The sequence below is a fragment of the Mycobacterium sp. E3298 genome, assembly GCF_001666895.1.
Classification (GTDB): Bacteria; Actinomycetota; Actinomycetes; order Mycobacteriales; family Mycobacteriaceae; genus Mycobacterium.
Genome location: NZ_LZJB01000355.1, coordinates 1 through 26,196, shown reverse-complemented (window position 1 = coordinate 26,196; position 26,196 = coordinate 1). Strand labels below are relative to the sequence as shown.

The 26,196-nt window shown below is 69.2% G+C and carries 24 protein-coding genes and 1 pseudogene; 6 read left to right on the top strand and 19 right to left on the bottom strand.

Annotated elements, in window-relative coordinates:
- Positions 1–11: 11 nt before the first annotated feature.
- From gatB to gatC, 5 genes are all read right to left on the bottom strand, one after another.
- A complete protein-coding gene (gene gatB, locus A9X05_RS16540) occupies positions 12–1,523 on the bottom strand; it encodes an Asp-tRNA(Asn)/Glu-tRNA(Gln) amidotransferase subunit GatB (RefSeq protein ID WP_067782749.1) in 1,512 nt (503 codons plus the stop codon).
- Positions 1,524–1,568: 45 nt separating this feature from the next.
- Positions 1,569–2,522, bottom strand: coding sequence for a MinD/ParA family protein (locus tag A9X05_RS16535; RefSeq protein WP_067782770.1), 954 nt, complete (start codon positions 2,520–2,522; stop codon positions 1,569–1,571).
- Between the two features lie 373 nt (positions 2,523–2,895).
- Entirely contained in the window at positions 2,896–3,927 is a 1,032-nt protein-coding gene (locus tag A9X05_RS16530) for an ATP-dependent 6-phosphofructokinase (protein WP_067758305.1), read from the bottom strand.
- A gap of 67 nt (positions 3,928–3,994) precedes the next feature.
- Complete coding sequence (gene gatA / locus A9X05_RS16525; RefSeq protein WP_067782746.1) at positions 3,995–5,482, bottom strand: Asp-tRNA(Asn)/Glu-tRNA(Gln) amidotransferase subunit GatA; 1,488 nt, start codon at positions 5,480–5,482, stop codon at positions 3,995–3,997.
- The gene (gene gatC / locus A9X05_RS16520; protein ID WP_067276513.1) at positions 5,479–5,778 is read right to left on the bottom strand and encodes an Asp-tRNA(Asn)/Glu-tRNA(Gln) amidotransferase subunit GatC; all 300 of its coding nucleotides are present in this window, start codon (positions 5,776–5,778) and stop codon (positions 5,479–5,481) included. Before gatC ends, gatA begins: the two co-directional genes overlap by 4 nt.
- Before the next feature lie 96 nt (positions 5,779–5,874).
- Between gatC and A9X05_RS16515 the strand changes: the two genes are divergently transcribed.
- On the top strand, positions 5,875–6,531 hold the full coding sequence (locus A9X05_RS16515) for an amino acid-binding protein (protein WP_156736774.1): 657 nt from the start codon (positions 5,875–5,877) through the stop codon (positions 6,529–6,531).
- Here A9X05_RS16515 and A9X05_RS16510 read toward each other — a convergent pair.
- From A9X05_RS16510 to A9X05_RS16475, 8 genes are all read right to left on the bottom strand, one after another.
- Positions 6,528–9,452 carry an RND family transporter gene (locus A9X05_RS16510; RefSeq protein WP_067782739.1) on the bottom strand — a complete coding sequence of 975 codons (2,925 nt, stop codon included), beginning with the start codon at positions 9,450–9,452 and terminating at the stop codon, positions 6,528–6,530. The genes A9X05_RS16515 and A9X05_RS16510 overlap by 4 nt on opposite strands.
- Entirely contained in the window at positions 9,449–9,892 is a 444-nt protein-coding gene (locus tag A9X05_RS16505; RefSeq protein WP_197499092.1) for an MmpS family transport accessory protein, read from the bottom strand. The genes A9X05_RS16510 and A9X05_RS16505 overlap by 4 nt, the downstream gene beginning before the upstream one ends.
- Positions 9,893–10,052: 160 nt before the next feature.
- Positions 10,053–10,649: a TetR/AcrR family transcriptional regulator gene (locus A9X05_RS16500; protein WP_067782733.1), complete on the bottom strand. Its 597-nt coding sequence runs from the start codon at positions 10,647–10,649 to the stop codon at positions 10,053–10,055.
- Positions 10,650–10,688: 39 nt separating this feature from the next.
- Complete coding sequence (locus tag A9X05_RS16495) at positions 10,689–11,804, bottom strand: cystathionine gamma-lyase (protein ID WP_067782730.1); 1,116 nt, start codon at positions 11,802–11,804, stop codon at positions 10,689–10,691.
- A gap of 4 nt (positions 11,805–11,808) precedes the next feature.
- Positions 11,809–13,890 carry an NAD-dependent DNA ligase LigA gene (gene ligA, locus A9X05_RS16490; protein WP_067782727.1) on the bottom strand — a complete coding sequence of 694 codons (2,082 nt, stop codon included), beginning with the start codon at positions 13,888–13,890 and terminating at the stop codon, positions 11,809–11,811.
- A gap of 36 nt (positions 13,891–13,926) precedes the next feature.
- The gene (locus A9X05_RS16485) at positions 13,927–14,250 is read right to left on the bottom strand and encodes a helix-turn-helix transcriptional regulator (RefSeq protein WP_067782724.1); all 324 of its coding nucleotides are present in this window, start codon (positions 14,248–14,250) and stop codon (positions 13,927–13,929) included.
- Positions 14,247–14,729 (bottom strand): SRPBCC family protein, encoded by a 483-nt coding sequence (locus A9X05_RS16480; protein ID WP_067782721.1) that lies wholly within the window; start codon positions 14,727–14,729, stop codon positions 14,247–14,249. The genes A9X05_RS16485 and A9X05_RS16480 overlap by 4 nt, the downstream gene beginning before the upstream one ends.
- A 66-nt stretch (positions 14,730–14,795) precedes the next feature.
- Positions 14,796–15,809 carry a methionine synthase gene (locus A9X05_RS16475; protein ID WP_067782718.1) on the bottom strand — a complete coding sequence of 338 codons (1,014 nt, stop codon included), beginning with the start codon at positions 15,807–15,809 and terminating at the stop codon, positions 14,796–14,798.
- A gap of 106 nt (positions 15,810–15,915) precedes the next feature.
- On the opposite strand from A9X05_RS16475, the gene A9X05_RS16470 reads away from it, so the two are divergent.
- Positions 15,916–16,551 carry a sensor domain-containing protein gene (locus A9X05_RS16470; RefSeq protein WP_067751013.1) on the top strand — a complete coding sequence of 212 codons (636 nt, stop codon included), beginning with the start codon at positions 15,916–15,918 and terminating at the stop codon, positions 16,549–16,551.
- Here the strand turns inward: A9X05_RS16470 and mnmA are convergent.
- From mnmA to A9X05_RS16450, 4 genes are all read right to left on the bottom strand, one after another.
- Positions 16,548–17,624 (bottom strand): tRNA 2-thiouridine(34) synthase MnmA, encoded by a 1,077-nt coding sequence (mnmA, locus tag A9X05_RS16465; protein WP_067751017.1) that lies wholly within the window; start codon positions 17,622–17,624, stop codon positions 16,548–16,550. The two genes, A9X05_RS16470 and mnmA, sit on opposite strands and share 4 nt — an antisense overlap.
- The gene (locus tag A9X05_RS16460) at positions 17,625–18,827 is read right to left on the bottom strand and encodes a cysteine desulfurase family protein (RefSeq protein ID WP_067782715.1); all 1,203 of its coding nucleotides are present in this window, start codon (positions 18,825–18,827) and stop codon (positions 17,625–17,627) included.
- 94 nt (positions 18,828–18,921) lie between these two features.
- Positions 18,922–19,824, bottom strand: coding sequence for a 1-acyl-sn-glycerol-3-phosphate acyltransferase (locus tag A9X05_RS16455; protein WP_067782712.1), 903 nt, complete (start codon positions 19,822–19,824; stop codon positions 18,922–18,924).
- Positions 19,821–20,666, bottom strand: a complete 846-nt coding sequence (locus tag A9X05_RS16450) for a GNAT family N-acetyltransferase (protein WP_067782709.1) — start codon at positions 20,664–20,666, stop codon at positions 19,821–19,823. Before A9X05_RS16450 ends, A9X05_RS16455 begins: the two co-directional genes overlap by 4 nt.
- 148 nt (positions 20,667–20,814) lie before the next feature.
- Between A9X05_RS16450 and A9X05_RS16445 the strand changes: the two genes are divergently transcribed.
- Positions 20,815–22,359 carry a cryptochrome/photolyase family protein gene (locus tag A9X05_RS16445; RefSeq protein ID WP_368664932.1) on the top strand — a complete coding sequence of 515 codons (1,545 nt, stop codon included), beginning with the start codon at positions 20,815–20,817 and terminating at the stop codon, positions 22,357–22,359.
- An 11-nt stretch (positions 22,360–22,370) separates the two neighbouring features.
- Positions 22,371–22,751 (top strand): SRPBCC family protein, encoded by a 381-nt coding sequence (locus A9X05_RS16440; RefSeq protein ID WP_082970990.1) that lies wholly within the window; start codon positions 22,371–22,373, stop codon positions 22,749–22,751.
- Between the two features lie 61 nt (positions 22,752–22,812).
- Here A9X05_RS16440 and A9X05_RS16435 read toward each other — a convergent pair whose 3' ends face one another.
- Both A9X05_RS16435 and A9X05_RS16430 read right to left on the bottom strand, forming a co-directional pair.
- Positions 22,813–23,766, bottom strand: coding sequence for an electron transfer flavoprotein subunit alpha/FixB family protein (locus A9X05_RS16435; protein WP_067751042.1), 954 nt, complete (start codon positions 23,764–23,766; stop codon positions 22,813–22,815).
- A 39-nt stretch (positions 23,767–23,805) separates the two neighbouring features.
- Positions 23,806–24,597 carry an electron transfer flavoprotein subunit beta/FixA family protein gene (locus tag A9X05_RS16430; protein WP_067751045.1) on the bottom strand — a complete coding sequence of 264 codons (792 nt, stop codon included), beginning with the start codon at positions 24,595–24,597 and terminating at the stop codon, positions 23,806–23,808.
- A 227-nt stretch (positions 24,598–24,824) separates the two neighbouring features.
- On the opposite strand from A9X05_RS16430, the gene A9X05_RS16425 reads away from it, so the two are divergent.
- Positions 24,825–25,640: a bifunctional 2-polyprenyl-6-hydroxyphenol methylase/3-demethylubiquinol 3-O-methyltransferase UbiG gene (locus A9X05_RS16425; protein ID WP_067782702.1), complete on the top strand. Its 816-nt coding sequence runs from the start codon at positions 24,825–24,827 to the stop codon at positions 25,638–25,640.
- Between the two features lie 26 nt (positions 25,641–25,666).
- Positions 25,667–26,196 (top strand): annotated as a pseudogene (locus tag A9X05_RS32240) (1,4-alpha-glucan branching protein); the annotation flags it as partial.

The window sequence follows — 26,196 nt, the reverse complement described above, 5'->3', positions numbered from 1 at the left end:
GCGGTCGGCCGCTAGCTCTGCCCGCAGGCCGCCAGCACCAGCTCGCGCACCCGAGCCGCATCGGCCTGCCCGCGGGTGGCCTTCATCACGGCGCCCACGATCGCGCCCGCCGCGGCCACCTTGCCGCCCCGGATCTTCTCCGCCACATCGGGATTGGCGGCCAGCGCCTCGTCGACCGCGGCCTGGGTCACCGAGTCGTCGCGCACCAGTTCGAGGCCACGGGCCGCCATGATCTGCTCGGGCTCACCCTCGCCGGCCAGCACTCCCTCCACGACCTGGCGGGCCAGCTTGTTGGACAGCTTGCCCTCGTCCACGAGTGCGATCACCGCGGCGACCTGAGCCGGGGTGATGGTCAGCTCGTCCAGGCCGATGTTGGCCTCATTGGCCTTCTGCACCAAGAAGTTTCCCCACCAGGCGCGCGCCTGCTCGCTGGTGGCGCCGTGCTTGACGGTCTCGATGACCAAGTCGACGGCGCCGGCATTGACCAGGTCGCGCATCACCTCGTCGGAGACACCCCATTCCTGCTGAATCCTCTTGCGGCTCAGCCACGGTAGCTCCGGGATCGTCTGGCGCAGCTGCTCGACCAATTCACGGCTGGGTGCCACGGGTTCCAGGTCGGGCTCGGGGAAATAGCGGTAGTCCTGGGCGGTCTCCTTGGCCCGACCCGGGCTGGTGTACCCGGCCTCGTGAAAGTGCCTGGTCTCCTGGATGATTTGACCGCCGGACGCGAGGACGGCGGCCTGCCGCTGCATTTCGTAACGCACCGCCACCTCGACGCTTTTCAGCGAGTTGACGTTCTTGGTCTCGGTGCGGGTGCCGAACTCGGCGGCGCCCTTGGGCATCAGCGAAACGTTGGAATCGCAACGCATCGATCCCTGGTCCATCCTGACATCGGATACGCCCAAGGCGCGCAACAGGTCTCGCAATGCCGTGACATACGCCCTGGCGATCTGGGGGGCCCGGTCGCCGGCGCCCACGATGGGCTTGGTGACGATCTCGATCAGCGGCACACCCGCCCGGTTGTAGTCGAGCAGCGAGGTCGTCGCGCCGTGGATGCGGCCGGTCTCGCTGCCCAGGTGGGTCAGCTTGCCGGTGTCCTCCTCCATGTGCGCGCGCTCGATCTCGACGCGCCAGGTGGTGCCGTCGTCCAGCGGCGCTTCCAGGTAGCCGTTGATGGCGATCGGCTCGTCGTACTGCGAGATCTGGTAGTTCTTCGGCATGTCCGGGTAGAAGTAGTTCTTCCGGGCGAAGCGGCACCAGGGCACGATCTCGCAGTTGAGCGCCAGCCCGATCCGGATGGCCGATTCCACCGCCGTGCGGTTGAGCACCGGCAGCGAGCCGGGCAGCCCGAGGCATACGGGGCATACCTGCGTGTTGGGTTCGGCGCCGAAGGCGGTGGAGCAGCCGCAGAACATCTTGGTGACGGTCGACAGCTCGACGTGCACCTCGAGGCCGAGTACCGGGTCGAAGCGCGCGATGACCTCGTCGTAGTTCATGAGATCGGCGCTGGCGGCAACACTCATGCAGCCGATCCTAGTGGTGACCTCGAGCTCGGCGGAGCCGGGCGATCAGGGCCAGTGCGGCGACCGCGGCGCCGGGCACCGGCTGGGCTCATCGCCCCTGCCCGGGAACATGTCGGCGAGCACGGCCGCCATCTCGAGGTAACTTCGCCGGCTTTCCTTGCTCAGTCGGTCCAGTTCGATCTGGTTCCCGCCGTGGATGTGCCGATCGAACGGCAGCACCACCGTTGCACCGACGCGCGCGGACAATCGCTCGAGCTCCTTGGCGGCCAGCAGCTCCACCCTGGCCGGCTCCACGTGGTTGATCGCCAATACCGTCGACTGCACCAGCCATTGATATGCGTTGTTGGCCAACCAATCCAAAGTGGTAGCGGTCTTGCGAATCGCGTCGATGGACGTGCTGGTAACCACGACCAGCGCGAGCGCCTCGCGCAGGACGGCATCCATCACACCCGAATTGAGCGCCTTCGCGCAGTCCACCAGCACCACCGAATAGTGGTTGCGCAGGATCGAAAATGCCTTCACCGCGTCATGACGCTCGAGCCGCCACTCGGTGTGCGCATAGTCGGGCAGCCCGAGCACTTCCAGGCCGAAGTTGTTCATGTAGGTATGTGCGCGTACGTCCTGGTAGCTCGTGACCGTGTCGTCGGCGAGCAGCTCGGCCATTCCCAGCGCGTTGGGCCTGCCGTGGCGCTCCACCAGGTCGCCGGCGTCCATGTCGACGGCGATGATCCGGTCTTTACGCGCGTCGGCGAACGTCGACCCCAGCGCCTCCACCACCGCGGTCTTGCCGACGCCACCCTTGAGGTTGAGAACGGCGATGGGAAACGCCCCGCCCACCTCCGCGCGGATGCGGTTGCGTAGCTCCTCTTTGTACCGCGCGTCTTTGCCGGGGCCCAGATCGACGCCCGTCAGGCGATGGACCACTTCTCGCCAGCTGAACCGGGAGGAGCCGTCGGGCTCCTGCTGATCGAGACCGTCCAGCGCCGTCCCGCCCGGCAGTCGCGCGGGCCGCCGCACCACGGGACCCCGGGATGCGGGCGGGGGCGGCCTGAACTGCGGCCCGCGGATGGCCGGATCCGAAGGATGGGGCTGCGGCATCGTGGCGGCCGCGGGATCGGCATCGACAAGCCAACCGGGCGGTCGCGGCCGACGGACCGGCGGGCCCATTGGCCCCGCCGTCGCCGCGGGGTACTGAACGACTCCGCGAATCGAGCCGCGGTTGCTCACTCCGGGGGTATAACCGCGGGGAACCCTTCCGGAAACCACGAATTTGCGCAAGCGGCCCGTAGGTGGTCAGAAGTCGGGCGAATTCAGGCCCTGGCCAGGCCGGAGTCACACCGCGGCAACCCGCCGTTTGCCGAATTCGCCGTGGTCAGCCGAAGAAGGCGGCGGCGTCGTCGTACCGGCTTTCGGGCACCAGCTTGAGCTGGCGCACCGCGTCGGCCAGGGCCACCCGGCCGATATCTTGCCCCCGCAACGACACCATCTGGCCGTACTCACCGGCGTGGGCGGCATCGGCGGCGTTGACGCCGAACCGGGTGGCCAGCACCCGGTCGAAGGCCGTCGGCGTCCCGCCGCGCTGGACGTGGCCCAGCACGGTCACCCGGACGTCCTTGTTGATCCGCTTCTCCACCTCGGCGCCTAGCTGGGCCGCGACACCGGTGAACTTCTCGTGGCCGAACTCGTCAAGTCCACCCTCGCGCAACGAGATTGAGCCCGGGATGGGTTTGGCCCCCTCGGCGACCACGCAGATGAAGTGCGAATCTCCGCGCTGGAAGCGGCGTTTGACCAACCGGCACACCTCCTCGACGTCGAAGGGCTGCTCGGGAATCAGTGTCATGTGCGCGCCCGAAGCCAGGCCGGCGTTCAGCGCGATCCAGCCCGCGTGCCGGCCCATCACCTCCACCAGCATCACCCGCTGGTGGGATTCGGCGGTGCTGTGCAGCCGGTCGATGGCGTCGGTGGCGACGGTGAGCGCGGTGTCGTGGCCGAAAGTGACGTCGGTGCAGTCGATGTCGTTGTCGATGGTCTTCGGCACGCCGACGACGGGAACGTTCTCCTCGGACAGCCAGTGCGCGGCGGTCAGCGTGCCTTCACCGCCGATCGGGATGAGCACGTCGATGCCGTTGTCGTCCAGGGTCTGCTTGATCTGGTCCAACCCGGCGCGCAGTTTGTCGGGGTGCACCCGGGCGGTTCCCAGCATCGTGCCGCCCTTGGCCAGCAGCCGGTCGTTGCGGTCGTCGTTCTGCAATTGGATGCGCCGGTTTTCCAGCAACCCGCGCCACCCGTCCTGAAAGCCGACCACCGACGAGCCGTACCGGGCGTCGCAGGTGCGCACCACCGCCCGAATGACGGCGTTCAGCCCCGGGCAGTCACCACCGCCAGTGAGAACTCCGATCCGCATGCCTTCATCTTGCCTGGGGCGACGCCCCTATGGCGCGGGCAAGGGCAAAATCGCCTGCGAAGCGGCGCTACAGGGTGGGTGCCGACGGTAGCAGGCCGCGGGCCGCCTCGTAGGCGGCGCCCACCCGGTAGAGGCGGTCGTCGGCCAACGCCGGCGCCATGATCTGCAGCCCGACCGGCAGGCCGTCGTCCGGGGAAAGCCCCGCGGGCACCGACATGCCGCAGTGGCCGGCCAGGTTCAGGGGCAGCGTGCACAGGTCGAACAGGTACATCGCCAGCGGGTCGTCCACCTTCTCCCCCAGCGGGAAGGCGGTGGTGGGTGTCGCCGGCGACACCACCACGTCGACCGACTCGTACGCGCGGTCCAGGTCGCGGGCGATCAGCGTGCGCACCTTCTGGGCCTGGTTGTAATAGGCGTCGTAGTAGCCGGCCGACAGCGCGTAGGTGCCGATCATGATGCGCCGCTTGACTTCCGGGCCGAAACCGGCGGCCCGGGTCAGCGCCATCACCTCCTCGGCGCTGTGTGTCCCGTCGTCGCCGACGCGCAGCCCGTAGCGCATCGCGTCGAAGCGGGCCAGGTTGCTCGACACCTCCGACGGCAAGATCAGGTAGTAGGCGGCCAGCGCGTATTCGAAGTGCGGGCAGTCGACTTCGGTCACCTCGGCGCCCAGCTCGGTCAGCCGCCCGACGGCGGCCTCGAACGAGGCCAGCACTCCCGGCTGGTAGCCGTCGCCCCGCAGCTGCTTCACGACTCCGACCCGCACGCCCTTGAGGTCACCGGCCGCACCGGCTTTGGCGGCCCCGACGACGTCGGGCACCGCCGCCTCGACGGACGTGGAGTCGCGGGGGTCGTGCCCGGCGATCACCTGGTGCAGCAGCGCGGTGTCCAACACGGTGCGAGCGCACGGGCCGCCTTGGTCAAGCGACGACGCGCACGCCACCAGCCCGTAGCGCGACACCGTGCCGTAGGTGGGCTTGACGCCGACCGTCGCGGTCAGCGCCGCCGGCTGCCGGATCGAGCCGCCGGTGTCGGACCCGATGGCCAGCGGAGCCTGGAACGCGGCCAGCGCCGCCGCGCTGCCGCCCCCGGAGCCACCGGGCACCCGGTCGAGGTCCCACGGGTTGCGGGTGGGGCCGTAGGCGGAGTTCTCCGTCGAGCTGCCCATCGCGAACTCGTCCATGTTGGTCTTGCCGAGGATCGGGATGCCCGCGGCGCGCAACCGCGTGGTGAGGGTGGCGTCATAGGGGGAACGCCAGCCCTCGAGAATTTTGGAGCCGCAGGTGGTGGGCATGTCGACGGTGGTGAAGACGTCCTTGAGCGCCAGCGGCACCCCGGCCAGCGGTGAGGGCAGCCGCTCCCCCGCGGCCACCGCCTCGTCGATGACGGCGGCCGCTCCCAGCGCCTCGTCGGCGGCCACGTGCAGGAAGGCGTGGTAGCGGTCGTCGGTCGCCGCGATCTGGTCCAGGCACGCCTGGGTGACCTCGACCGACGACAGCTCCTTGGCGGCGATCCGGGCCGCCAGGGTCGCGGCGTCGGACCGGATGATCTCGTTCACTCGCTGTCCCCCAGGATTTGGGGCACCGCGAAGCGGCCGTCGGCGGCCTCGGGCGCCTGTGCCAGCGCCTCCGACTGCGTCAGGCAGGGGGTCGGCTCGTCGGGGCGGGTGACGTTCACGTCCTTGAGCGGGTTGTCGGTCGCTTCGACGCCGGTGACGTCGACCGCCTGCACCTGGCTGACGTGGGTCAGGATGGCGTCGAGCTGGCCGGCGAAGCTGTCGAGCTCGCTATCGGTCAGCGCCAGCCGGGACAACCGGGCCAGGTGCGCCACCTCGTCGCGGGAGATCTGAGACACGACAGGAAAGCCTAGTCGCGAGCGCGGGGCCGGGTTCAGGCCCGCCGGTTATCCGCAGAAATGCAGTGCACGCATCGCTGTGTAACAGTGTTGGCCGTGCCTTCGTATCTGTTGCGCATCGAGCTGGTCGACCGCCCGGGCAGCCTGGGCTCGCTGGCCGTCGCGCTCGGTTCGGTCGGCGCCGACATCCTGTCGCTCGATGTGGTCGAGCGCAGCTCGGGATACGCGATCGACGACCTGGTGATCGAATTGCCGCCCGGGGCGATGCCGGACACGCTGATCACCGCCGCGGAATCGCTCAACGGTGTCCGGGTGGACAGCGTGCGGCCGCACACCGGGTTGCTGGAAGCCCATCGCGAGCTGGAGCTGCTCGACCACGTCGCGGCCGCCGGCGACAACGCCTCCCGGCTGCAGGTCCTGGCCAACGAGGCGCCCCGGGTGCTGCGGGTCAGCTGGTGCACCGTGGTGCGCAGTGCCGGCGACGGGCTGGAGCGGCTGGCGTCCAGCCCGGGTGCACCGGAGACGCGGGCGGATTCGGCCCCGTGGCTGCCTCTCGAGCGGGCCGTGACGCTGGACAGCGCGGGCGACTGGGTGCCGCAGGCGTGGCGCGACATGGACACCACGATGGTCGCGGCCCCGCTGGGTGATCCGCACACCGCGGTGGTGCTGGGCCGCCCGGGCCCCGAATTCCGGCCGTCGGAGGTGGCTCGCCTGGGCTACCTGGCCGGGATCGTGGCCACGATGCTGCGCTAGCGCCCCGTGCCGGACAGCGCCGGAGAAGTCGAACGGGACAGCACCGCCGGGTCGTCGTCTTCCCACAGCAACAGCTGCCGAACCGCCGGACGCGGACCGTAGGGCCGCAGCATGGTGCTGGCCGGGCGCGGGCGCACGCGTTGCGGCCACCAGAACCAGCGCCCGAGAATCCTTGCGACAGAAGGCGTCATGAACGACCGCACGATCAGCGTGTCGAACAGCAAGCCGAGGCCGATCGTCGTCCCGATCTGACCGAGCACCTGGAAACCGCTGAAGACGAACGCGCACATGGTCACCGCGAAGACGATGCCGGCCGAGGTGACCACCGACCCGGAGCCCGCCATCGCCCGGATGATGCCGGTGTTCAAGCCGGCGTGAATTTCCTCCTTGAACCGGGAGATCAACAGCAGGTTGTAGTCGGATCCCACCGCAAGAAGCAGGATGACGGCCAGCGCGAGCACCACCCAGTACAGCTGAATGCCGAAGATGTACTGCCAGACCAGGACCGAGAGCCCGAACGAGGCGCCCAGCGACAGAGCGACGGTGCCGACGATGACCAGGGCGGCGATCAGGCTGCGCGTGATGATCATCATGATCAGCAGGATCAAGCTCAGAGCGGCGAACGCGACGATCATCAGGTCGTACTTGGCCCCGTCCTGAATGTCCTTGTAGGTCGCGGCCGTCCCGCCGAGATAGATTCCGGCGTCCGCCATCGGCGTCCCCTTCAGGGCCTCGTGCGCAGCCTTGGCCATCGGGTCGATGTGCGAAATACCTTGGGGCGTGGCGGGATCGCCTTCGTGCGTGACAATCATGCGGGCGGCCTTGCCGTCGGGCGAGAGGAACAATTTGAGCCCGCGTTTGAAGTCGGGGTTGTTGAACACCTCCGGCGGCAGGTAGAAGGTGTCGTCGTTCTTGGCCGCGTCGAAGGCCCGCCCCAGCGCCGTCGCGTTGTCGATCGCGGCCGCGGTCTGCGCGTAAATGCCGGACAGCGTGGCGTAATTGGCCAACGTCAGGTCGCGGTTGGTCTGCTGACTCTCGATCTGCGGCGGTATCAGCGCCACCAGCTTCGGCTGCAGGGCGTCGAGCTTATCGAGTGACGCCGTGAGGTTTTCGAATTTCTCGGTGAGCTGATCGATCCCGTCGAGCGCGTCGAACAGCGACCTGAACGCGAAGCAGATCGGAATGTCGTAGCAATGCCGCTCCCAGTAGAAGTAGCTGCGAACCGGCCTGAAGAAGTCGTCGAAATACGCGATCTTGTCGCGCAGGTCCTGGATCGTGCCGAGCGTGTCGTGGAAGCTCTGTGTCTCGTCGTGGGTGGTGCCGGCGAGCTGCTGCTGCAGCACGTATTGCTGCTTCAAGATGTTGATGGTCTTGTCCAGCTCGTTGGCCTGTTTGCGGGCATCGTTGGCCCGATCCTGTTGGTAGGTCAGGTTTTCCTGCTGCGCCGCGCTGGAATTGCTGACCACGAACGCCAGCGAGCTGTGGACCAGCGGGGTGCCCAGCGGACGGGTGATGGTCTGCACCTGCGCGACGCCGGGCACGTGGAATACCGCCTTGGCCACCTTGTCCAGGATGAGCATGCTCTCCGGGTTGCGCATGTCGTGATCGGTTTCGACCATGAGCAATTCGGGCTCCAGCCGGGCCCGCGAGAAATGCTTCTCGGCGGCGGTGTAGCCGATGTTGGCCGGCGCGCTGGCCGGCATGTAGGGACGCGTGTCATAGCTGGTCTTGTATCCGGGCAAGGCGATCAGGCCCACCAGGGCCAACGCGCAGGCCGCCGCGAGAACGGCCCCCGGCCAGCGGACGATGGCGGTGCCGATGCGCCGCCAGCCACGAGTCCTGACCGCCCTTTTGGGGTCGAAGATGCCCACCTTGGCGCCCAGGGTGAGGATCGCGGGGCCCAAGGTCAGGGCGGCGAACAGCGCGACGAGAATGCCCAGCGCGGCCGGGATGCCCAAACTCTGGAAGTAGGGCAGCCGGGTGAAGCTCAGACAGGCCACCGCACCGGCCACCGTCAGCCCCGAACCGAGCACGATATGCGTCGTGCCGTGATACATGGTGTAGAAAGCCTTTTCGCGGTCCTCACCGGTTCCGCGCGCTTCCTGGTAGCGGCCGACGAAGAATATCGCGTAGTCGGTGCCCGCGGCGATCACCAGAAGCGTCAACAGATTCGTCGCGTACGTCGACAACCCGATGACGCCCGCGTTTCCCAGGAACGCGACAAGGCCCCGGGCGGCGGACATCTCGATCAGGACCGTGGCGAGCACCAGCAGCGTGGTGAGCACCGAGCGGTAGACGAAGAACAGCATCAAGGCGATCACGCCGATCGTGATCGCGGTGACCTTCGCGGTGCCCTTGCTGCCGACGTCGAACTGATCGGATATCAGCGGCGCCGCGCCGGTCACATAGGCCTTGACACCGGGCGGCGGCTTGACGCGCTCGACGATGTCGCGCAGCGCCCCGACGCCCTCGTTGGCCAGCGCCGAACCCTGGTTGCCGGCCAGGTTCACCTGAACGTAGGCGGCCTTGCCGTCGCTGCTCTGCGACCCCGCCGCCGTCAGGGTGTCGCCCCAGTAGTCCTGGACGTGCTCGACGTGCTTCTTGTCCTGCTCGAGCCTGCGGATCATCTCGTCGTAGAAGCGGTGCGCGTCCGCGCCCAGCGGCTTGTCGCCCTCCAGCACGATCATCGCCGAGCTGTCGGTGTCGAACTCCCCGAACTTTTCGCCGATGCGCTTGATGGCCTTCAGCGACGGGGCGTCGGGCGAGTTCAGCGCCACATTGTGCGTCTTGCCAACCTCTTCCAACTGCGGCACCGCGATGTTGGTGATCGCGGCCAGCGCCACCCAGAACAGCAGGATGGGCAGCGCCAGCCGGCGGATGGTGCGCGGGACGCGCGCCCGCGGCGGTTCGTCGTCGCTCATCCCGATTTGTCCAGACAGAAGGTGTAGGCGTCGGCTTTGTCAACGGTGCGTTGGTCTTTCACTTCCCCGTTGACGGTGATGCGGCAGCCCAGGCTGTCGCCGTTGCCCTGGGCGACGACGTTGCCCAGGACCGCGGGCTCCGTCGTCGTGATCGTGAACGACCACGGCAGCGGGGCGTCCTTGACTTGCTGCGGTTGGGCGTTGACATCAAGGTAATTGATGGTCGCGGTGGCGCCGGGTCTGCCGAAGACCTCGAGCACCACCCGCTTGGGGTTGAACGGCACGATTTCGTTGGCCAGGCCGCTGTTCGCCGAGGCGCTGCTCTCTGAGCCGAAGATGCCGTGCAGGCGATAGATGCCGAATCCCGCGAGCGTGACCACCAGGACCGCGACCAGCACCATCCACCCTCGTCTTACCAGGAATGCCACCGAATTCCCCATCACCCGTTCACCTTTCGATTATCGGGCGACACGACCGCCCTCAAGCGAGGGCCGGCTGCCGACGGGTCGGGCGTGCTCGACAGCTCTGACAGTACGGTACGGGACCGTACTGCACAAGAGACGCGAGCGTACACATTCCGCTCGGCGGATCAACGCCCGATTACCCGGTGGTTCTGGTCAACCCGGGGATGAGGAACCCGTCCACGAGGGCTTCGACCGTGCGACGGGTGGGCGGGCGGCCGGGGATGATGGACCGGAAGATGAGATAACCGGGCAACAGATCCCACAGCTCGTCGGTGATGACGTCCTCGCTGATCTCACCGCGGTCGACGGCTTCGCGCAGCACGTGCTGAATCAACGCCTTGCGCTGCTTGAGGAATTGCTCCTGCATGGCGTCGTTGAGCGCCGGGTGCCGCGAAACTTCTACCATCACCGCGCGGATGGTGCTGGCGTGCTCCGAACCGTGCTGACCACACGTCTCCCCCAAACTCAGCAGGTCGCCGCGCAGGGTGCCGGTGTTGGGCGCGACGGCGACCACGCGGACGCCCTCGATGAATGCGGTCAACACCAATTCGGCCTTGGACGGCCAGCGCCGATACACGGTGGACTTGCTCGCGTGGGCGGCGGCGGCGACCGCGTCGACCGTCAGCTGGTCATAGCCGTGCTCCTGCAGCAAGCGCAGCGTGACCGCCAGTATCTCGGCCTCGCGGGGCGACCACGGTGATTCCTGCGTGAACCGGTCCGCCGTCTGGGTCATAGCGCCCACGATAGGACTGCCGGGGCGATGCGGGGTAATTTATGGCCGGATGGCCATCAGGGCCCGTTCGATGTCGGCGATCAGATCGTCGGTGTCTTCGATGCCCAGCGAGATGCGCGCGAATCCGTCGGCGACGGCGTCGCCCCAGCGTGCCCGGCGATCCACCGACGTATGCAGGCCGCCGAAGCTGGTGGCCGCGACGAGCAGCTCGCTGCGCTCGACGAGGGCGTGTACCGCTGCGGCGTCGGCCAATTCGACCGAGACCAGGGATCCGAACCGGCGCATCTGCGCCATGGCCACGCGATGAGAGGGGTCATGCGGCAACCCCGGGTAACGCACCACCCGGGCCCCCGGGTGGCGGGCCAACATCGTCGCCACGGCCCGGGCGTTCTGGCATTGCCGCTCGAAACGCAATCCGGCGCTGGCCAGGCTGCGCAACAGCAGCCACGCCTCGAACCCGCCGAGGATCGCGCCGGCGAGCAAGCGTTGGCGCTCCACGGCGGCGGCCAACTCGGCGTCGTCGGTGGCCACGTAACCGGCCAGCAGGTCGCTGTGACCGGACAGCGCCTTGGTGGCGCTGGCCACCACCGCGTCGGCGCCCAGTGACAGCGGCCGCTGGCCCAGGGGCGTGGCGGCGGTGTTGTCCACGATCAGCCGCGCGCCGCGGCCACGGCAGATGGTGGCCAGCCGGTGCAGATCAACGACATCCAACGCCGGGTTGGTCGGGGTTTCGGTCAGCACCACGTCGGCGCCCGCGGCGGCGTCGTAAATGCGCGAGCTCGACGCCTCGATGACGGTCACCCCCGCCGTCGCCAAGTCTTCCCGGGCCCAACGACGGACTTGGTAGTAGCCGTCGGCGGGCACCAGCAGAACCGATCCCGGCGGCGCGAGCGCCCGCAGCACGGCGTTGATGGCGGCCATGCCCGAACCGAACACCAGCGCACCGCTCGCTCCCTCCAGCTCGGCGAGCGCCGACTCGAGTTGTCGCCACGTGGGATTGGAGGCGCGGCCATAGGTGTCCGCGGCATCGGTCTCGTCGCTGCCCAGGTGGTAGGCGGCGGCGAGCACCGCCTGCGGCGCCACCGGCCGGCCCGCAATCGCCTCCGGGCCAACGGCTTTGAGACTTCGGGTGGAATCGCCGTAGCGACCGGTCATTGGCCTAGCCTGCCGGAGCTTCCGGCGGACCCTCTGCCAACAGTTTCCGGAACCCGTCCTCGTCGAGGACCGGCACACCGAGTTCGACCGCCTTGTCGTACTTCGAACCCGGTGCGTCGCCGGCGACGACGTAGTCGGTCTTCTTCGACACCGACCCCGCCGCCTTTCCGCCGCGGGCGATGATCGCCTCTTTGGCGTCGTCGCGCGAAAACCCGGTCAGCGAGCCGGTGACGACAACGGTCAGCCCTTCCAGGGTGCGGGGCACGTTCTCGTCGCGCTCGTCGGCCAGCCGCACCCCGGCGGCCCGCCACTTGTCGACGATCGCGCGATGCCAGTCGACGGTGAACCATTCGGTGAGCGCGGCGGCGATCGTCGGCCCGACACCCTCGACCGCGGCCAACCGCTCGGTCGACGCCGACATGATCGCGTCCAGGCTGCCGAACTCGGTGGCCAGCGCGCGCGCGGCCGTCGGGCCGACATGCCGGATAGACAGCGCCACCAGTACCCGCCACAGCGCCACCGTCTTGGCCTTGTCCAGGTTGTCGAGCAGGCGCCTGCCGTTGGCCGACAACGCGCCGGCCTTGGTCCGAAAAAGGTCGGTGCGCAACAGGTCGTCCTCGGTGAGGGTGAACAGGTCGCCCTCGTCGGCGATCACCCCGGCCTTCAGCAGTGCGATGGCCGCCTCATAGCCCAGCCCCTCGATGTCGAACGCTCCCCGACCGGCGACGTGGAAGACGCGCTCGCGCAGTTGCGCCGGGCAGGACCGGGCGTTGGGGCACCGGATGTCGGCGTCGCCCTCCTTCGCGGGGGCCAGCGTGGTGCCGCACTCGGGACACGTTGTCGGCATGACGAATTCGCGTTCGGAGCCGTCCCTGAGGTCGACCACGGGCCCGAGCACCTCCGGGATGACGTCGCCGGCCTTGCGGATCATCACCGTGTCGCCGATCAGCACCCCCTTGCGCTGGACCTCGGCGGCGTTGTGCAGGGTGGCCAACCCCACGGTCGACCCCGCCACCTTCACCGGCGTCATGAACGCGAACGGGGTGACGCGCCCGGTGCGGCCGACGTTCACCCGGATGTCGAGCAGCTTGGTCTGCGCCTCCTGCGGCGGGTACTTGTAGGCGACCGCCCACCGCGGTGCCCGCGACGTCGTCCCCAGCCGGCGTTGCAGCGCGAAGTCATCGACTTTGACCACCACGCCATCGATTTCGTGGTCGATGTCGTAGCGGTGCTCGCCCCAATAGCCGATCCGGTCCTCCACGGCCGCGAGGCCACGCACGCGTGCGGTCTCTTCGGCCACCGGCAGGCCCCAGGCTTTCAGCGCGCTATAGGCCTCGTGCAGGGTGTTGGGCGCGAACCCGTCGGTGCGGCCGATGCCGTGACAGATCATCCGCAGCTTGCGCCGGGCGGTGACCGCCGGGTTCTTCTGGCGCAGCGAACCGGCCGCGCTGTTGCGCGGGTTGGCGAACGGCGCCTTGCCGTCCTCGACCAGGCTGGCGTTGAGCGCCTCGAAATCGGCCAGCATGAAGAAGACCTCGCCGCGCACCTCGAGCACGGCGGGAATCGGCAAATCGGCACTGGCGGTGAGCCGCTCGGGCACGTCGTCGATGGTGCGGGCGTTGAGGGTCACGTCCTCGCCCACCCGGCCGTCGCCGCGCGTGGCGGCCCGTTCCAGCCGGCCGTCGCGGTACACCAGCGACAAGGCGACCCCGTCGATCTTGAGTTCGCACAGGTAATAGGGCTCGCGGCCGATCTCGTTCTCCACGCGGTTGCTCCAGGCGACCAGCTCGTCGCGGTCGAACACGTCGTCGAGGCTGAGCATCCGCTCGAGATGTTCGGCCTCGGCGAAGTCGGTGGCGAAGCCGGCCCCGCCGACGAGTTGCGTCGGAGAATCGGGGACCCGCAGTTCGGGGTGACGGTCCTCAAGTGCGAGCAGGTCGTTGAACATCGTGTCGAACTCGGCGTCGGAGACGATCGGGGCGTCCTTGACGTAGTAGCGGAACTGGTGTTGACGGACTTCGTCGGCCAGTTCCTGCCACTGCCGCCGGACCTCGGGCGACACCGGATCAGCTTCTGCTGAGCTCACCCTCGCAGGCTATCGGAGAACGCCGACACCCCCGACTCAGTCCTCCACGTATGCCCGCAGCCGATCCACCGCCGCATCCCACCGGCGCGACAACGCCGTGAGGTAGTCACTGGCATGGGCCAGCTGGGCCGTCCGCACCGTCCAGACGCGTTCGCGACCCCGCTTGCTACTGGACACCAAACCTGCCGACTCCAGCAGTTGCAGGTGCTTGCTGGCGGCCTGGCGGGTGACCGGGATGACGCTGGTGAGCTGCGATGTCGAGCTCGGGCCCAGATCGCAAAGGCGCACGATGATGCGCAGTCGGTGCGGATCGCCGAGTGCGTCGAAGAGCGGGGCCCCCACCGCGCCGCTCCCCCTCATCCGCGGGTTCCATCCAGATATCTGCGCACCAGGGTTGCCTGCATAGCCCATCCCTCGGCGTTGGCCTCGAACGACGACGGGCGCCGCTCTTCGGGAATCTCCTCGAATCCGGACTCGGTGATGGTGAGCAGCACGCCACCGGGCGCCTCCGACAAGGTGAACTCGACCAGGGTGGTCGGCTCTCGCTCGTAGTCGACATCCGGGTCGACTGCGAAGGGATGCCAGCGATAGGCGAACCGCCGGCGCGGCTCGACCGCGACGATGTGCCAGGTGCTCTTCACCCCTGCGTGCGGCTCCTGACGTTTGGCGACTTCGTCGTCGACCGTGGTCGGGGTGATCACCGCGGCGATCGAAGTCCCGGCGACGAACGGCCCGTCGAACCGGACGCCGAACCAGCGGCCGAACTCGTCGGCGTCGCTGATGGCGCGCCATACCCGCTCCAACGGTGCGTGCAGCAGCACACTCTTCTCAATCCTCATACGCAACCTCCTGGTTGCCTGTAGCACACCACGCCATGCGACAAAGCGCAACTTTTTGGTTGCTTATCAGATGGCGTCGGGATCCTCCGCGAATGCCTCGGCCGCCTTGCGGGCGAGCTCGATCGCCAGGCGCGCCCACTGGGGCGTCGCGCCGGCCAACCCACACGCCGGGGTGACACCGATGCGATCGCGCAGCGCCGAGCGCCCGAAGCCGAGCCGATCGGTTACCGCGACCAGTGCGGCGGCCACCTCTTCGGTCGAGGGCCGCCGCGCCGGGGCGGTGGCGGCAACCACTCCCAGCATGACCGCGCGGCCCGATTCGACGAACGCGGCGATGCCGTCGAGATCCCTCGCGGCGAGCGTGCTCGCATCCACTGATACCGCTCGAATAAGGCTGTCCTGCAACACCTTCCACGGAAAATCCGGGACGCAGCTGTGCAACAGCACCTCGCCTCCCACCGCGGCGGCGCTGGTGTCGAGGAGGGCGACGGCCACCGCCTCGTCCAGCGGCGCCACCGGGCTCAGCGCCGTCACCCCGGTCAGCCGCCCGCCCAACGCCCTGGGCAGCGACGGCTCGTCGAACTGCACCACCACCGGCGTCTCCAGCCGGCGGGCCAGCGCCGCGCGGTGGGCGGCGACGCCTTCACCCAGCGAGGCCCCCAGATCCCTTACCGCGCCGGAATCGGTGATCGCGCGGTGGCCGTTGGCCAGCTCGAGCTCGGCGGCCAGCGTGATCGGCCCGGCGGCCTGCACCTTGACCACGCGATCGCCACCGCGCAGGCCGGCCACCTCCCAGGCCTCTTCCAGCGCGTCCATGTCCTCGTCGAGCAGACTCACGGCACGGCGGGTAACCGCGCCGGGCCGAGGCGCAAGGCGGTAGCCGCGGGGCGAGATGTCGATGGCGACATCGATCAGCAGCGCGCCGGCCCGACCGAGCATGTCGGCGCCGACCCCGCGGGCGGGCAGCTCGACAATGTGGGACAGCGCTCCTGCCAACTCCCCCACGACGACTTCGGCGGCCTCGCGAGGCTTGATGCCGGGCCACGACCCGACGCCGCTGGCCTTCGCGAAAACGCTCACCGGGCCAACCGTATTCGACGTCACCCGACCCGCCGGTGGGCAGGGGTGTCTGCCGCGCTCCGCCACGGGTAGGTTCGACGCAAGAAGGGTGCGAAACGTGTCACGGATGGCGGGATTGGCACGGCCGCTGCTGTTGTGCGGGGCCACGGTGCTGGTTGCGGCGTGCACCCGAATGGTCGACGGTGCGGCAGTGGCCGAGTTCGGCACTCCCCGTAGGGCGGTGCAGGGAGTCAACGTCGACACGATCCTGTTGGACCAGTCGCGGATGCGCGCGATCACCGGCGCCGGCGAGCACCTGACGATCATTCCCTCGATGGACGGCACCAGCCCGGTGGACATCGACGCGCTCGCGGACACCACACCGCGGGAATGCCGGTTCATCTACGCCGAGACGGCGACATTCGGGCCCGATATCGAGGAGTTCCACAAGACGACCTTCCAAGACCCGCCCGACGGCGCGCTGATCTCCGAGGGGGCCGCCGCCTACCGGGATGCCGACACCGCACGGCGTGCCTTCGGCGCGTTGGTGACCACGGTCGGGGATTGCGCGAACGGCTCGGCCGGGCAGCAATACGTCGGTGACTGGAAATCCGACGCCGCCTCCCTGCACCTGCGGCCGGGCGGCTGCGGCCGCGACTATCGGCTGCGGTCGGTCGCGATTGTCGAGGTCACCTTCTGCGGCTTCGCGCAATCGGTGTCCGACATCGTGATGACGAACATCGTCGCGAACATGCCGGCCTAGCGAGCGGTGGCGGCGATGGTGGCGCTGCCGAGCACTTCGTCGCCGTCCGGGTCGGGTCGGTAGAGCACCAGCGTCTGGCCGCGCGCGACGCCGCGCAGCGGGGCGCGCAACCGCACGACGAGCTCGTCGCCGACCAACTCCGCCACCGCATCGGCGGTTTCACCGTGTGCGCGCACCTGGACCGCGCACTCGACGGGGCCCGCCGGTGACCGGCCGGCCGTGAAAACCGGCTCCCGCCCGCGCAACTCGCGCACATCGAGGTCCGCCGCCTGCCCCACCCGAACGGTCGCGGTGTCGGCGTCGATGGCCGTCACGTAGCGCGGGCCCCCGTCGGGCCCCGGCCCGCCGATGCCCAGGCCCTTGCGCTGGCCGATGGTGAACCCGTGCACCCCATCGTGTTCGGCGAGGACCGCGCCGTCGGCCCCGACCACGGTGCCGCGGCGCACCGCGATGCGCTCGCCCAGAAATGCCCGGGTGTTCCCGGACGGGATGAAGCAGATGTCGTGGCTGTCCGGCTTTTCGGCGACCGCGAGGCCGCGGCGCGCGGCCTCCGCGCGAATCTGCGCCTTCGGAGTGTCCCCGATCGGGAACGTGGCGTGGCGCAGCTGCTCGGCACTCAGCACGGCCAGCACGTAGGACTGGTCCTTGTCCGGATCGACGGCGCGGCGCAGCCGCCCACCGGACAGCCTGGCGTAGTGGCCGGTGGCCACGGTGTCGAAGCCCAGCGCAAGTGCTTTCGCGGACAGCGCCGAGAACTTGATCCGCTGATTGCACCGCACGCACGGGTTGGGCGTCTCGCCGCGTGCGTACGACGACACGAAGTCGTCGATCACGTCGGCTTGGAATCTCTCGGCGAAATCCCAGACGTAGAACGGAATTCCGAGTACGTCGGCGACGCGGCTGGCATCCGAGGCGTCTTCTTTGGAGCAGCACCCGCGCGAGCCGGTGCGCAGGGTGCCGGGCGCGGTCGACAACGCCAAGTGCACTCCCACCACGTCGTGCCCGGCGTCGACCATCCGGGCGGCGGCGACCGACGAGTCGACGCCGCCACTCATCGCGGCGAGGACCTTCACCTAGGAAGCCCCCGCGGCGGCCAGGGCCGCCCGGCGCGCCCGGTCCACGGCCGCCGGCAGAACCTGCAGCACGGCGTCCACGTCGGCGTCGACACTGGTGTGCCCCAAGGACATTCGCAAAGAACCGCGGGCGCTGGTCGGGTCGGCGCCCATCGCGAGCAGCACATGCGACGGCTGCGCGACGCCCGCGGTGCACGCCGATCCGGTCGAACACTCGATTCCGTTGGCGTCCAGCAGCATCAGCAGCGCGTCACCTTCGCAGCCGCGGAACGTGAAGTGCGCGTTGCCCGGCAACCGCTGGGGGTACCTCCCGCTTGCGGGGGACGGGTCGCGAGCGCCGTTGAGGCTGACGTCCTCGATGCCGGCCAGCACCCCGTCGATCAGGCGATCCCGCAGAGCCCGCAGCCGTGCGCTGTTCGCCTCGATCCCGTCCACCGCGATCCGGGCGGCGGCCGCCATGCCGACCGCACCGGCGACATCGGCGGTGCCCGAGCGGATGTCGCGTTCCTGCCCGCCCCCGTGCGCCAGGGGCACACACGTCACGTCGCGGCGAACCAGTAATGCGCCGACGCCGGGCGGGCCGCCGAACTTGTGCGCGGCCACGCTCATGGCCGAGAGCCCGCTGGCGGCGAAGTCCACCGGCAACTGCCCCACCGCCTGCACGGCGTCGCTGTGCATCGGAACTCCGAATTCGGCCGCGACACCGGCGAGCTCGGCGGCAGGCAGCACGGTGCCGACCTCGTTGTTGGCCCACATCACCGACACCAGCGCGACATCGTCGTGGTTGCGCAGCGCCTCGCGCAGCGCGGCCGGCGACACGGAGCCGTCGGCGGCGGTGGGCAGCCAGGTCACCTCGGCGCCTTCGTGCTCGGCGAGCCAGTTCACCGAATCCAGGACGGCGTGGTGTTCCACCTCGCTGGTGATGATGCGCCGATGGCGCGGTTCCGCGTCGCGGCGGGACCAGTAGATGCCCTTGACGGCCAGGTTGTCGCTCTCGGTCCCGCCGCCGGTGAAGATGACCTCGGACGGGCGGGCGCCCAGCCGATCGGCGATCAGCTCCCGGGACTCCTCGACGCGCCGCCGCGCCGCCCGGCCGCTGGTGTGCAAGGAGGAGGCGTTGCCGACGGCGCCGAGCACCGCCGTCATCGCCTCGACGGCGGCGGGGTGCATCGGCGTGGTAGCGGCGTGATCCAGGTAGACCATGACCCGACCCACGATACCGGCAGGTCCGAGGGCCTTTGACCAGTGGTGATCGCAAGCGCGGCGAAGCCGGGCGCCGCGGGTCGCCACTATCTGATTACGAGGCCACCAGCACGGGGCCGTGACCAGCGGACCGGGCCGTGCCCACGCCCACCACCGACTGGCAGCGGCTCGCCAAGGCCCGCCGATCGGTCCCCGGGAGCTGCAGGGATTCCACATGCACCCGGGCCAGGGTGCGACGCACGGTCAGCAGCCTGCGGATGGATCCCACCAGCGTCTCGTCGCCGACGAAGGCAGGCACGGTCGAGACGCTGCCGTCGACGTGGTGATACGTCAGCCGGAGCGGCTGCACCGGACGGCCGGCGTCGATCGCGGCCTGGAACATCGCCGGGTAGAAGGTCCCGCGGCCGCGGTGCGGCTGCCCGCCACCTGCTGCGGCCGCGCGGGCGGATACGTCGCCGGGGGCACCGCACCAGGTGGTGCCCTCCGGGAAGCACACCACCGTCTGGCCGGCCCCCAGCCGGCGGGCGACGGTGTCCACCACCGCGGGCAGGCGCCGCAGACTGGCCCGCTCGATCGGGATGATCTTCAGGATGCGGGCCACGATCCCGGTGGCGGGCCCGGTGAACATGTCGGCCCGGGCGACGAACGACCCGGGCAGCACCGACCCGATCGCGAAGACGTCCAGCCAGGACATGTGCGGGCTGACCACCAGGACCCCGCGCAGGTTGCGAATCGGGCTGCCCGTGACCGTGATCCGAATGCCGAAGCAACGCAACACCATCCGGCAGTAGATGCGCTGCACGCGGGTCCGGCCGGGCAGGGGCACCGCCAGCAACACCACCCCGGGCGCCAGCAGCAGCGCCAGCAGGACCCGAAGCGTCACCCGCAGCGCCACCAACAGCCCGGGCGACGCGGCCACGTCGCCGCGGCGCACACAACCGGCGTCGCACGATGCGCGCGGTAGCCAAGAGTGTCCGGTGCGGGCGGGAGTGCTCATCGGTCGCCGCCGGCCAGTTGCGAGGCGGCCGACACCGAGCGCAGCCGCTTCAGGTATCGGGTGTCGGCGCGCTGCTTTTCCAGCAGGACGCAGAAATCGCCCACCCCGAAGTCGGGGTCGTGCGCGGGCTCGCCGCACACCTGAGCGCCCAGCCGCAGGTAACCGCGCATCAGCGCGGGGATCGACGGACGCGCGGGAGCCGGAATTTGGTCAAGCGCCTGCCCGTCGACCACCACCGGCCGGTGCGGACGCACCCGGTACTGCGGCGGGGCGGCGTGACGGCTGAGGATGAAGTCGCGCACCCCGCGAAGCTGGCTACCGGGGGGTTCGGTATCTCCGCCGATGGGCACCGACACGCAGCCGGTCACGTAGTCGTAGCCGTAGCGGTCCAGGTAGGCCAGGATGCCGGCCCACATCAAGAGCACGACGCCGCCGTTGCGGTGCCCCTCGCGCACCACCGCGCGGCCCATCTCCACCAGCGACGGCCTGAGCGGGTCGAAGCCGCGGATGTCGAACTCCGTCGCGGTGTAAAGCCCACCGGCCGCGATGGCGCCGGCCGGGGCGAGCATGCGGTAGCAACCCACCAGCTCGCCGGTGCCGTCGTCGCGGACCAGCAGGTGGTCGCAGTGCTCGTCGAACCTGTCGACATCCCGCCGTTCGCCGTCGTTCGTCGGCAACGCGAAGCCGGGCGTGCTGCTGAACACGTCGTACCGGAGCCGCTGCGCCGCCTCGATCATGCTGGGATCGGTCGACAGCAACAATGAGTATCGGGGCCCGGCGGACGACGCCGTCGTCGTGCCGTCGGGCTTGTCGCTGGGGATCAGGACAGAAGCAATGCTCATGTCAACCAACGTTGCGCAATCGGTGAGCGAGTCGGCATCGTCGCTGTGACGTGTCCGTGCACGTCAGATGACGAAATGTGGATGCGGGGGCACGTTGTCGCAGGCCGAAGGGATCGGGCCGCGCCATTTCGGGTATGCCGGACACCATGTGGCGAGCAAATCCCCGGGCGGCGGCCTGCTCGCGGGCGCCGATTGCCCGGCTGCGGCCCCGATGAGTCCGGACGTGCGCCGATGGTGCTTCGCCGACCAGCTGGGTCCGCACTTCCTGGACGGTCCCGGCCAGCCGGTGTTGCTGATCGAGTCCAGGGCGGCGTTCGAACGCCGCCGGTTCCACCGCCGCAAGGCCCACCTGGTGCTCTCCGCACTGCGTCACCGCGCCGCCGAACTCGGCGACCAGGCCGTGTTTCTGCGGACACGGACGTATCGCGAGGCGCTGAATCAGGTCAAGGCGCGCATCAGCGTGTGTCAGCCGACGTCGCGGGCGGCGGATCGGTTCGTGCGCTCGCTGCCCGATGTCGACGTGCTGCCCGCGCGCGGCTTCTGCACCGGACGCACCGAATTCGAGGACTGGTCCGGCCGGCAACGAACCCTGCTGCTGGAAAATTTCTACCGGGACGCGCGCCGTCGGTTCGATCTGCTGATGGAGGGTGACCGACCAGCCGGGGGCAGGTGGAACTTCGACGCCGACAACCGCCAGCCTGCGCCCAAGAATGCCGGCGCCCTGCCCGTGCCCGCGCCCTGGCAACCCGAAGAGGATGAGATCGACGAGCAGGTGCGCGCCGACCTGGACCGGTGGGAACGCGACGGCGACGTGGCCTTCGTCGGCCGCGACGGCCCGCGCGAATTCCCGGTCACGGCAATGGAGGCACGGGCTGCGCTCCAGGTTTTTTTGCGAGATCGCTTGCCGCACTTCGGTCCCCACGAAGATGCCATGCTCGCCGGCGATCGGTTCATGGCGCACAGCCTGTTATCGGCGCCCATGAACCTCGGCTTGCTGGACCCGTTGGAATGCGCCTACGCCGCCGAGGACGAGTACCGCGCGGGGCGCGCGCCGCTCGCCAGCGTGGAGGGTTACATCCGCCAGCTGATCGGGTGGCGCGACTACATCTGGCACGTCTATTGGCATTTCGGCGCGGACTACCGCAGCCGCAACGCGCTCCGGGCGCACGTCGGGTTGCCCGACTGGTTCACCGGACTGGACGCCGACGCCGTGCATGCGCACTGCCTCAAAGACGTCCTGGCCCAGGTGCGCGATCACGGTTGGGTGCACCACATTCCGCGGCTGATGGTGCTGTCCAACTACGCACTGCAGCGTGGGTGGAATCCCGCCGAGGTCACCGACTGGTTCCACCGCTGCTTCGTCGACGGTTACGACTGGGTGATGGTGGCAAACGTCGTAGGCATGTCCCAGCACGCCGACGGCGGGCTGATGGCGACCAAGCCGTATGCCGCCGGCGGCGCCTACATCAACCGGATGAGCGATTACTGCGGCCACTGCCGATATCGACCGACCGAGCGGGTCGGCGAGCGCGCCTGCCCGTACACCGGTGGCTATTGGTGGTTCCTGGACCGCAACAAGCGGCAGCTCGCCGGCAACCGGCGGATGAGCCAACCACTCGCCGGGCTGCGCCGGCTCACCGATCTGGACGAGGTCGTCGAGCAACAACGCCGGCTCGGGCGGTCGGCCCCGTGATGGGCGGCCTCATGCTCACCGTCGACCGGGTGATCGCGGCGCCGCCCACGGCGGTGTGGGACGTGCTCGTCGACCTCGACGCTTGGCCGAAGTGGGGCCCGACGATACGCGGCGCCCGACTGGACGAACCGCACACCGAACTGGCGCTGGGTGCGACCGGCGTGGTCAACACGTCGCTGTTGGTCCCGGCGCCATTCGTCGTCACCGACTTCGAGCCGGGTCGCCACTGGGCCTGGCAGGTGGCCGGCGTCCCGGCGACGCGGCACTGGGTGGACCCGGTGGACGGCGGATCGCGGGTCGGCATGGCGGTGCCATGGTGGGCGGCACCCTATGTCACGGTGTGCGCGATCGCGTTGCGGCGCATCGACGAAATGGTGACCGCCGTGCAATAGCCGCCGTGAAACGCGAGAGCCCCCGACGCCGCGGCGTCGGGGGCTCCTGGGCCGAGAAGGCTCAGCCCTTGCGCTGCTTGATGGCGTCGGTCAGCTGCGGGGCGACCTTGAAGAGGTCGCCAACCACGCCGTAGTCGGCGATCTCGAAGATCGGCGCCTCTTCGTCCTTGTTGACGGCGACGATGGTCTTCGAGGTCTGCATGCCGGCGCGGTGCTGAATCGCCCCGGAGATGCCCAGCGCGATGTAGAGCTGCGGCGACACCGTCTTGCCGGTCTGACCGACCTGGAACTGGCCCGGGTAGTAACCGGAGTCGACCGCGGCGCGCGACGCACCGACGGCGCCACCCAGCGAGTCGGCCAGCTCCTCGACCACGTGGAAGTTGTCGGCGCTGCCGACGCCGCGGCCACCGGACACCACGATGGTGGCCTCCGTGAGCTCCGGGCGGTCGCCGGCCACGGCCGGCTCGCGCGCGGTGATCTTGGTGGCGTTCTCGGCGGGCGCGGGCACCTCGACGGTGACCTGCTCGCCGGCGCCGGCCTGCGGTTCGGCGTCGATGGCGCCGCCGCGGACCGTGACGATCGGGGTGTCCCCGTTGGCCTGCGCCTCGACGGTAAACGCGCCACCGAAGATCGAGTGCACGAACTTGCCCTCCTGGACGCCGACCACGTCGACCAGCAGGCCGGAGCCGATCCGGGCGGCGAGCCGGCCGGCGACCTCTTTGCCGTCGGCGTTGGCGGACAGCAACACCGCGGCGGGCGAGTTGGACTCGGCCAGCGAGGCCAGCACGTCGACCACCGGCGTGATCAGGTAGTTCTCGGCGTCGTCGGATTCGGCGACGTAGATCTTTTCGGCGCCGGCCTCCTTGAGGCCGTCGACCAGCGGCGCGGCCGTTCCGGGCTTGCCGACCACGACCGCGGCCGGCTCGCCCAGTGCGCGGGCGGCGGTGATCAGTTCGGAGGTGACCTTCTTCAGTGCGCCTTCGGCGTGCTCAACGAGCACCAAAACTTCTGCCATGGTTTCTTCGCTCTTCTCGTCTCTGGGATGGGTGCTCGGCTAGATGATCTTCTGGGCCACGAGGTACTGGGAGATCTGGTTCCCGCCCTCGCCCTCGTCGGTGACCTTCTCACCCGCGGTCTTCGGCGGCTTCGGCGTCGACGACAGCACCTTCGACCCGGCGTTCTCCAACCCGACCTCGTCGCTTTCGACCCCGATCTCGGCGAGGGTCAGCACCGTGACCTCTTTCTTCTTGGCGGCCATGATGCCCTTGAAGGACGGGAAGCGCGGCTCGTTGATCTTCTCGGTCACACTCACCACGGCGGGCAGCGACGCCTCGAGCGTGAACACACCGTCGTCGGTCTCGCGCTCGCCCGTGACCTTGCCGCCCTCGATCGACAGCTTGCGCAGGTGGGTCAGCTGCGGCAGGCCCAGGTACTCGGCGATGATGGCCGGCACCGCGCCGCCGGAGCCGTCGGTGGACTCGTTCCCGGCGATGACCAGCTCCGTGCCCTCGATGGTGCCCAACGCGCGCGCCAGCGCCCACGCGGTTTGCACCACGCACGAGCCGTGCATGCCGTCGTCCTTGAGGTGGACGGCCTTGTCGGCTCCCATCGACAGCGCCTTGCGGATCGCCTCGGTGGCACGTTCGGGGCCGGCGGTCAGCACCGTGACCGATCCCTCGCCGCCCTCCCGCTCGCGGATCTGCAGTGCCTCTTCGACGGCGCGCTCGTTGATCTCGTCCAGCACTGCATCGGCGGCCTCGCGGTCGAGCGTGTAGTCGCCGTCGTTCAGCTTGCGCTCGGACCAGGTGTCTGGGACCTGCTTGATCAGGACCACGATGTTCGTCATGAGTGTGGTTCGTCCTCCTCGAAGGAGTCTCGCAGCAGTCGACCACGAGACTTTCAGTACGCGTTTCGCAGCGCACGGTCGTGTTACTACTCGGTAACTTTGTGCAGCCTGCCTTCACACCATAGCGGGTGGTACTGCGGGTTCTTCCGGCGTGTCCACCCTCGCCAACCGCGGGCGCCCTGCTCCCGGTTCGCGAATCCGACACTTCGCGTTAGCCTGCCTATGCGATGAGCGCAACCGTCCCCGACGTCCCCTGGCACCGCCCCGGCGATCCCTCGCCCGGGGCCGATCCCGTGCTGACGTTGACGGGCGAGCGCACCATCCCGGGCCTGGACGTCGAGAACTACTGGTTTCGCCGCCACGAGGTCGTCTACCAGCGGCTGGCCGGACGCTGTGCGGGCCGCGAGGTGCTCGAGGCCGGCTGCGGCGAGGGGTACGGCGCGGACCTGATCGCCTCCGTCGCCCGCCGGGTCTTGGCCGTGGATTACGACGAGGCCGCCGTGGCCCACGTGCGCCACCGCTACCCGCGCGTGGAAGTGATGCAGGCCAACCTGGCGGCGCTGCCGCTGCCCGACGCGTCGGTGGATATTGTGGTCAACTTCCAAGTGATCGAGCACCTGTGGGATCAGGCACAATTCGTCGCCGAATGCGCGCGGGTGCTGCGCCGCGGCGGGTTGCTGATGGTGTCGACACCGAACCGGATCACCTTCTCGCCCGGCCGCGACACCCCGATCAACCCGTTCCACACCCGCGAACTCAACGCCGCCGAGCTGAGCGAGTTGCTGGTCGACGCGGGCTTTCGCGACGTGTCGATCAGCGGGCTGTTCCACGGCCCCCGGCTGCGCGAGATGGACGCCCGCCACGGCGGCTCCATCATCGACGCGCAGATCGAGCGGGCAATGGCCGCTGACCCGGGGGCGCCGTGGCCGCCGGAGCTGGTCGCCGACGTGGCCGCGGTGACGTGCGACGACTTCGACATCGAAAACGGCCCCCGTGACATCGACGACAGCCTGGACCTGATCGCGATCGCGGTAGCGCCGTGAGCAATTCGCACGACCGGGTGCCCGGCATGTTCACCCTGGTCCTGCACACCCACCTGCCGTGGCTGGCCCATCATGGCCGGTGGCCGGTCGGCGAGGAGTGGCTCTACCAGTCTTGGGCGGCGGCCTATCTGCCGCTGATGCGGGTGCTGACCACGCTGGCCGACGAGGACCGACGCGGATTGATCACGCTCGGCGTCACCCCGGTGGTGAACGCGCAGCTCGACGACCCGTACTGCCTGGACGGCATGCACCATTGGCTCGCCAACTGGCGGCTGCGGGCCGCCGAGCAACTCCACGGTGCCGGCGTCGAGCAGGCCGCGCAGCAGCGGGCTGGCGCCGTGCCGCCATCGGGTGGCGAAATCCTCCAGCGCCCCGTCCGCCTCGGCGCATTCACGAATCCCCAAGGCGCGCAACGCTTCCGGCGTGCAAGATTGGTATTCGGCCGACTTCGAGCGCGCGGCGGACCGGACGCTGGCCGCCTCGGCGGCCCGCAGCCGCCAGTTGGCGAGCCAATGGTGCATGCCGTCCAGGCAGTACGGGTCGTCGAGCTGCGCGT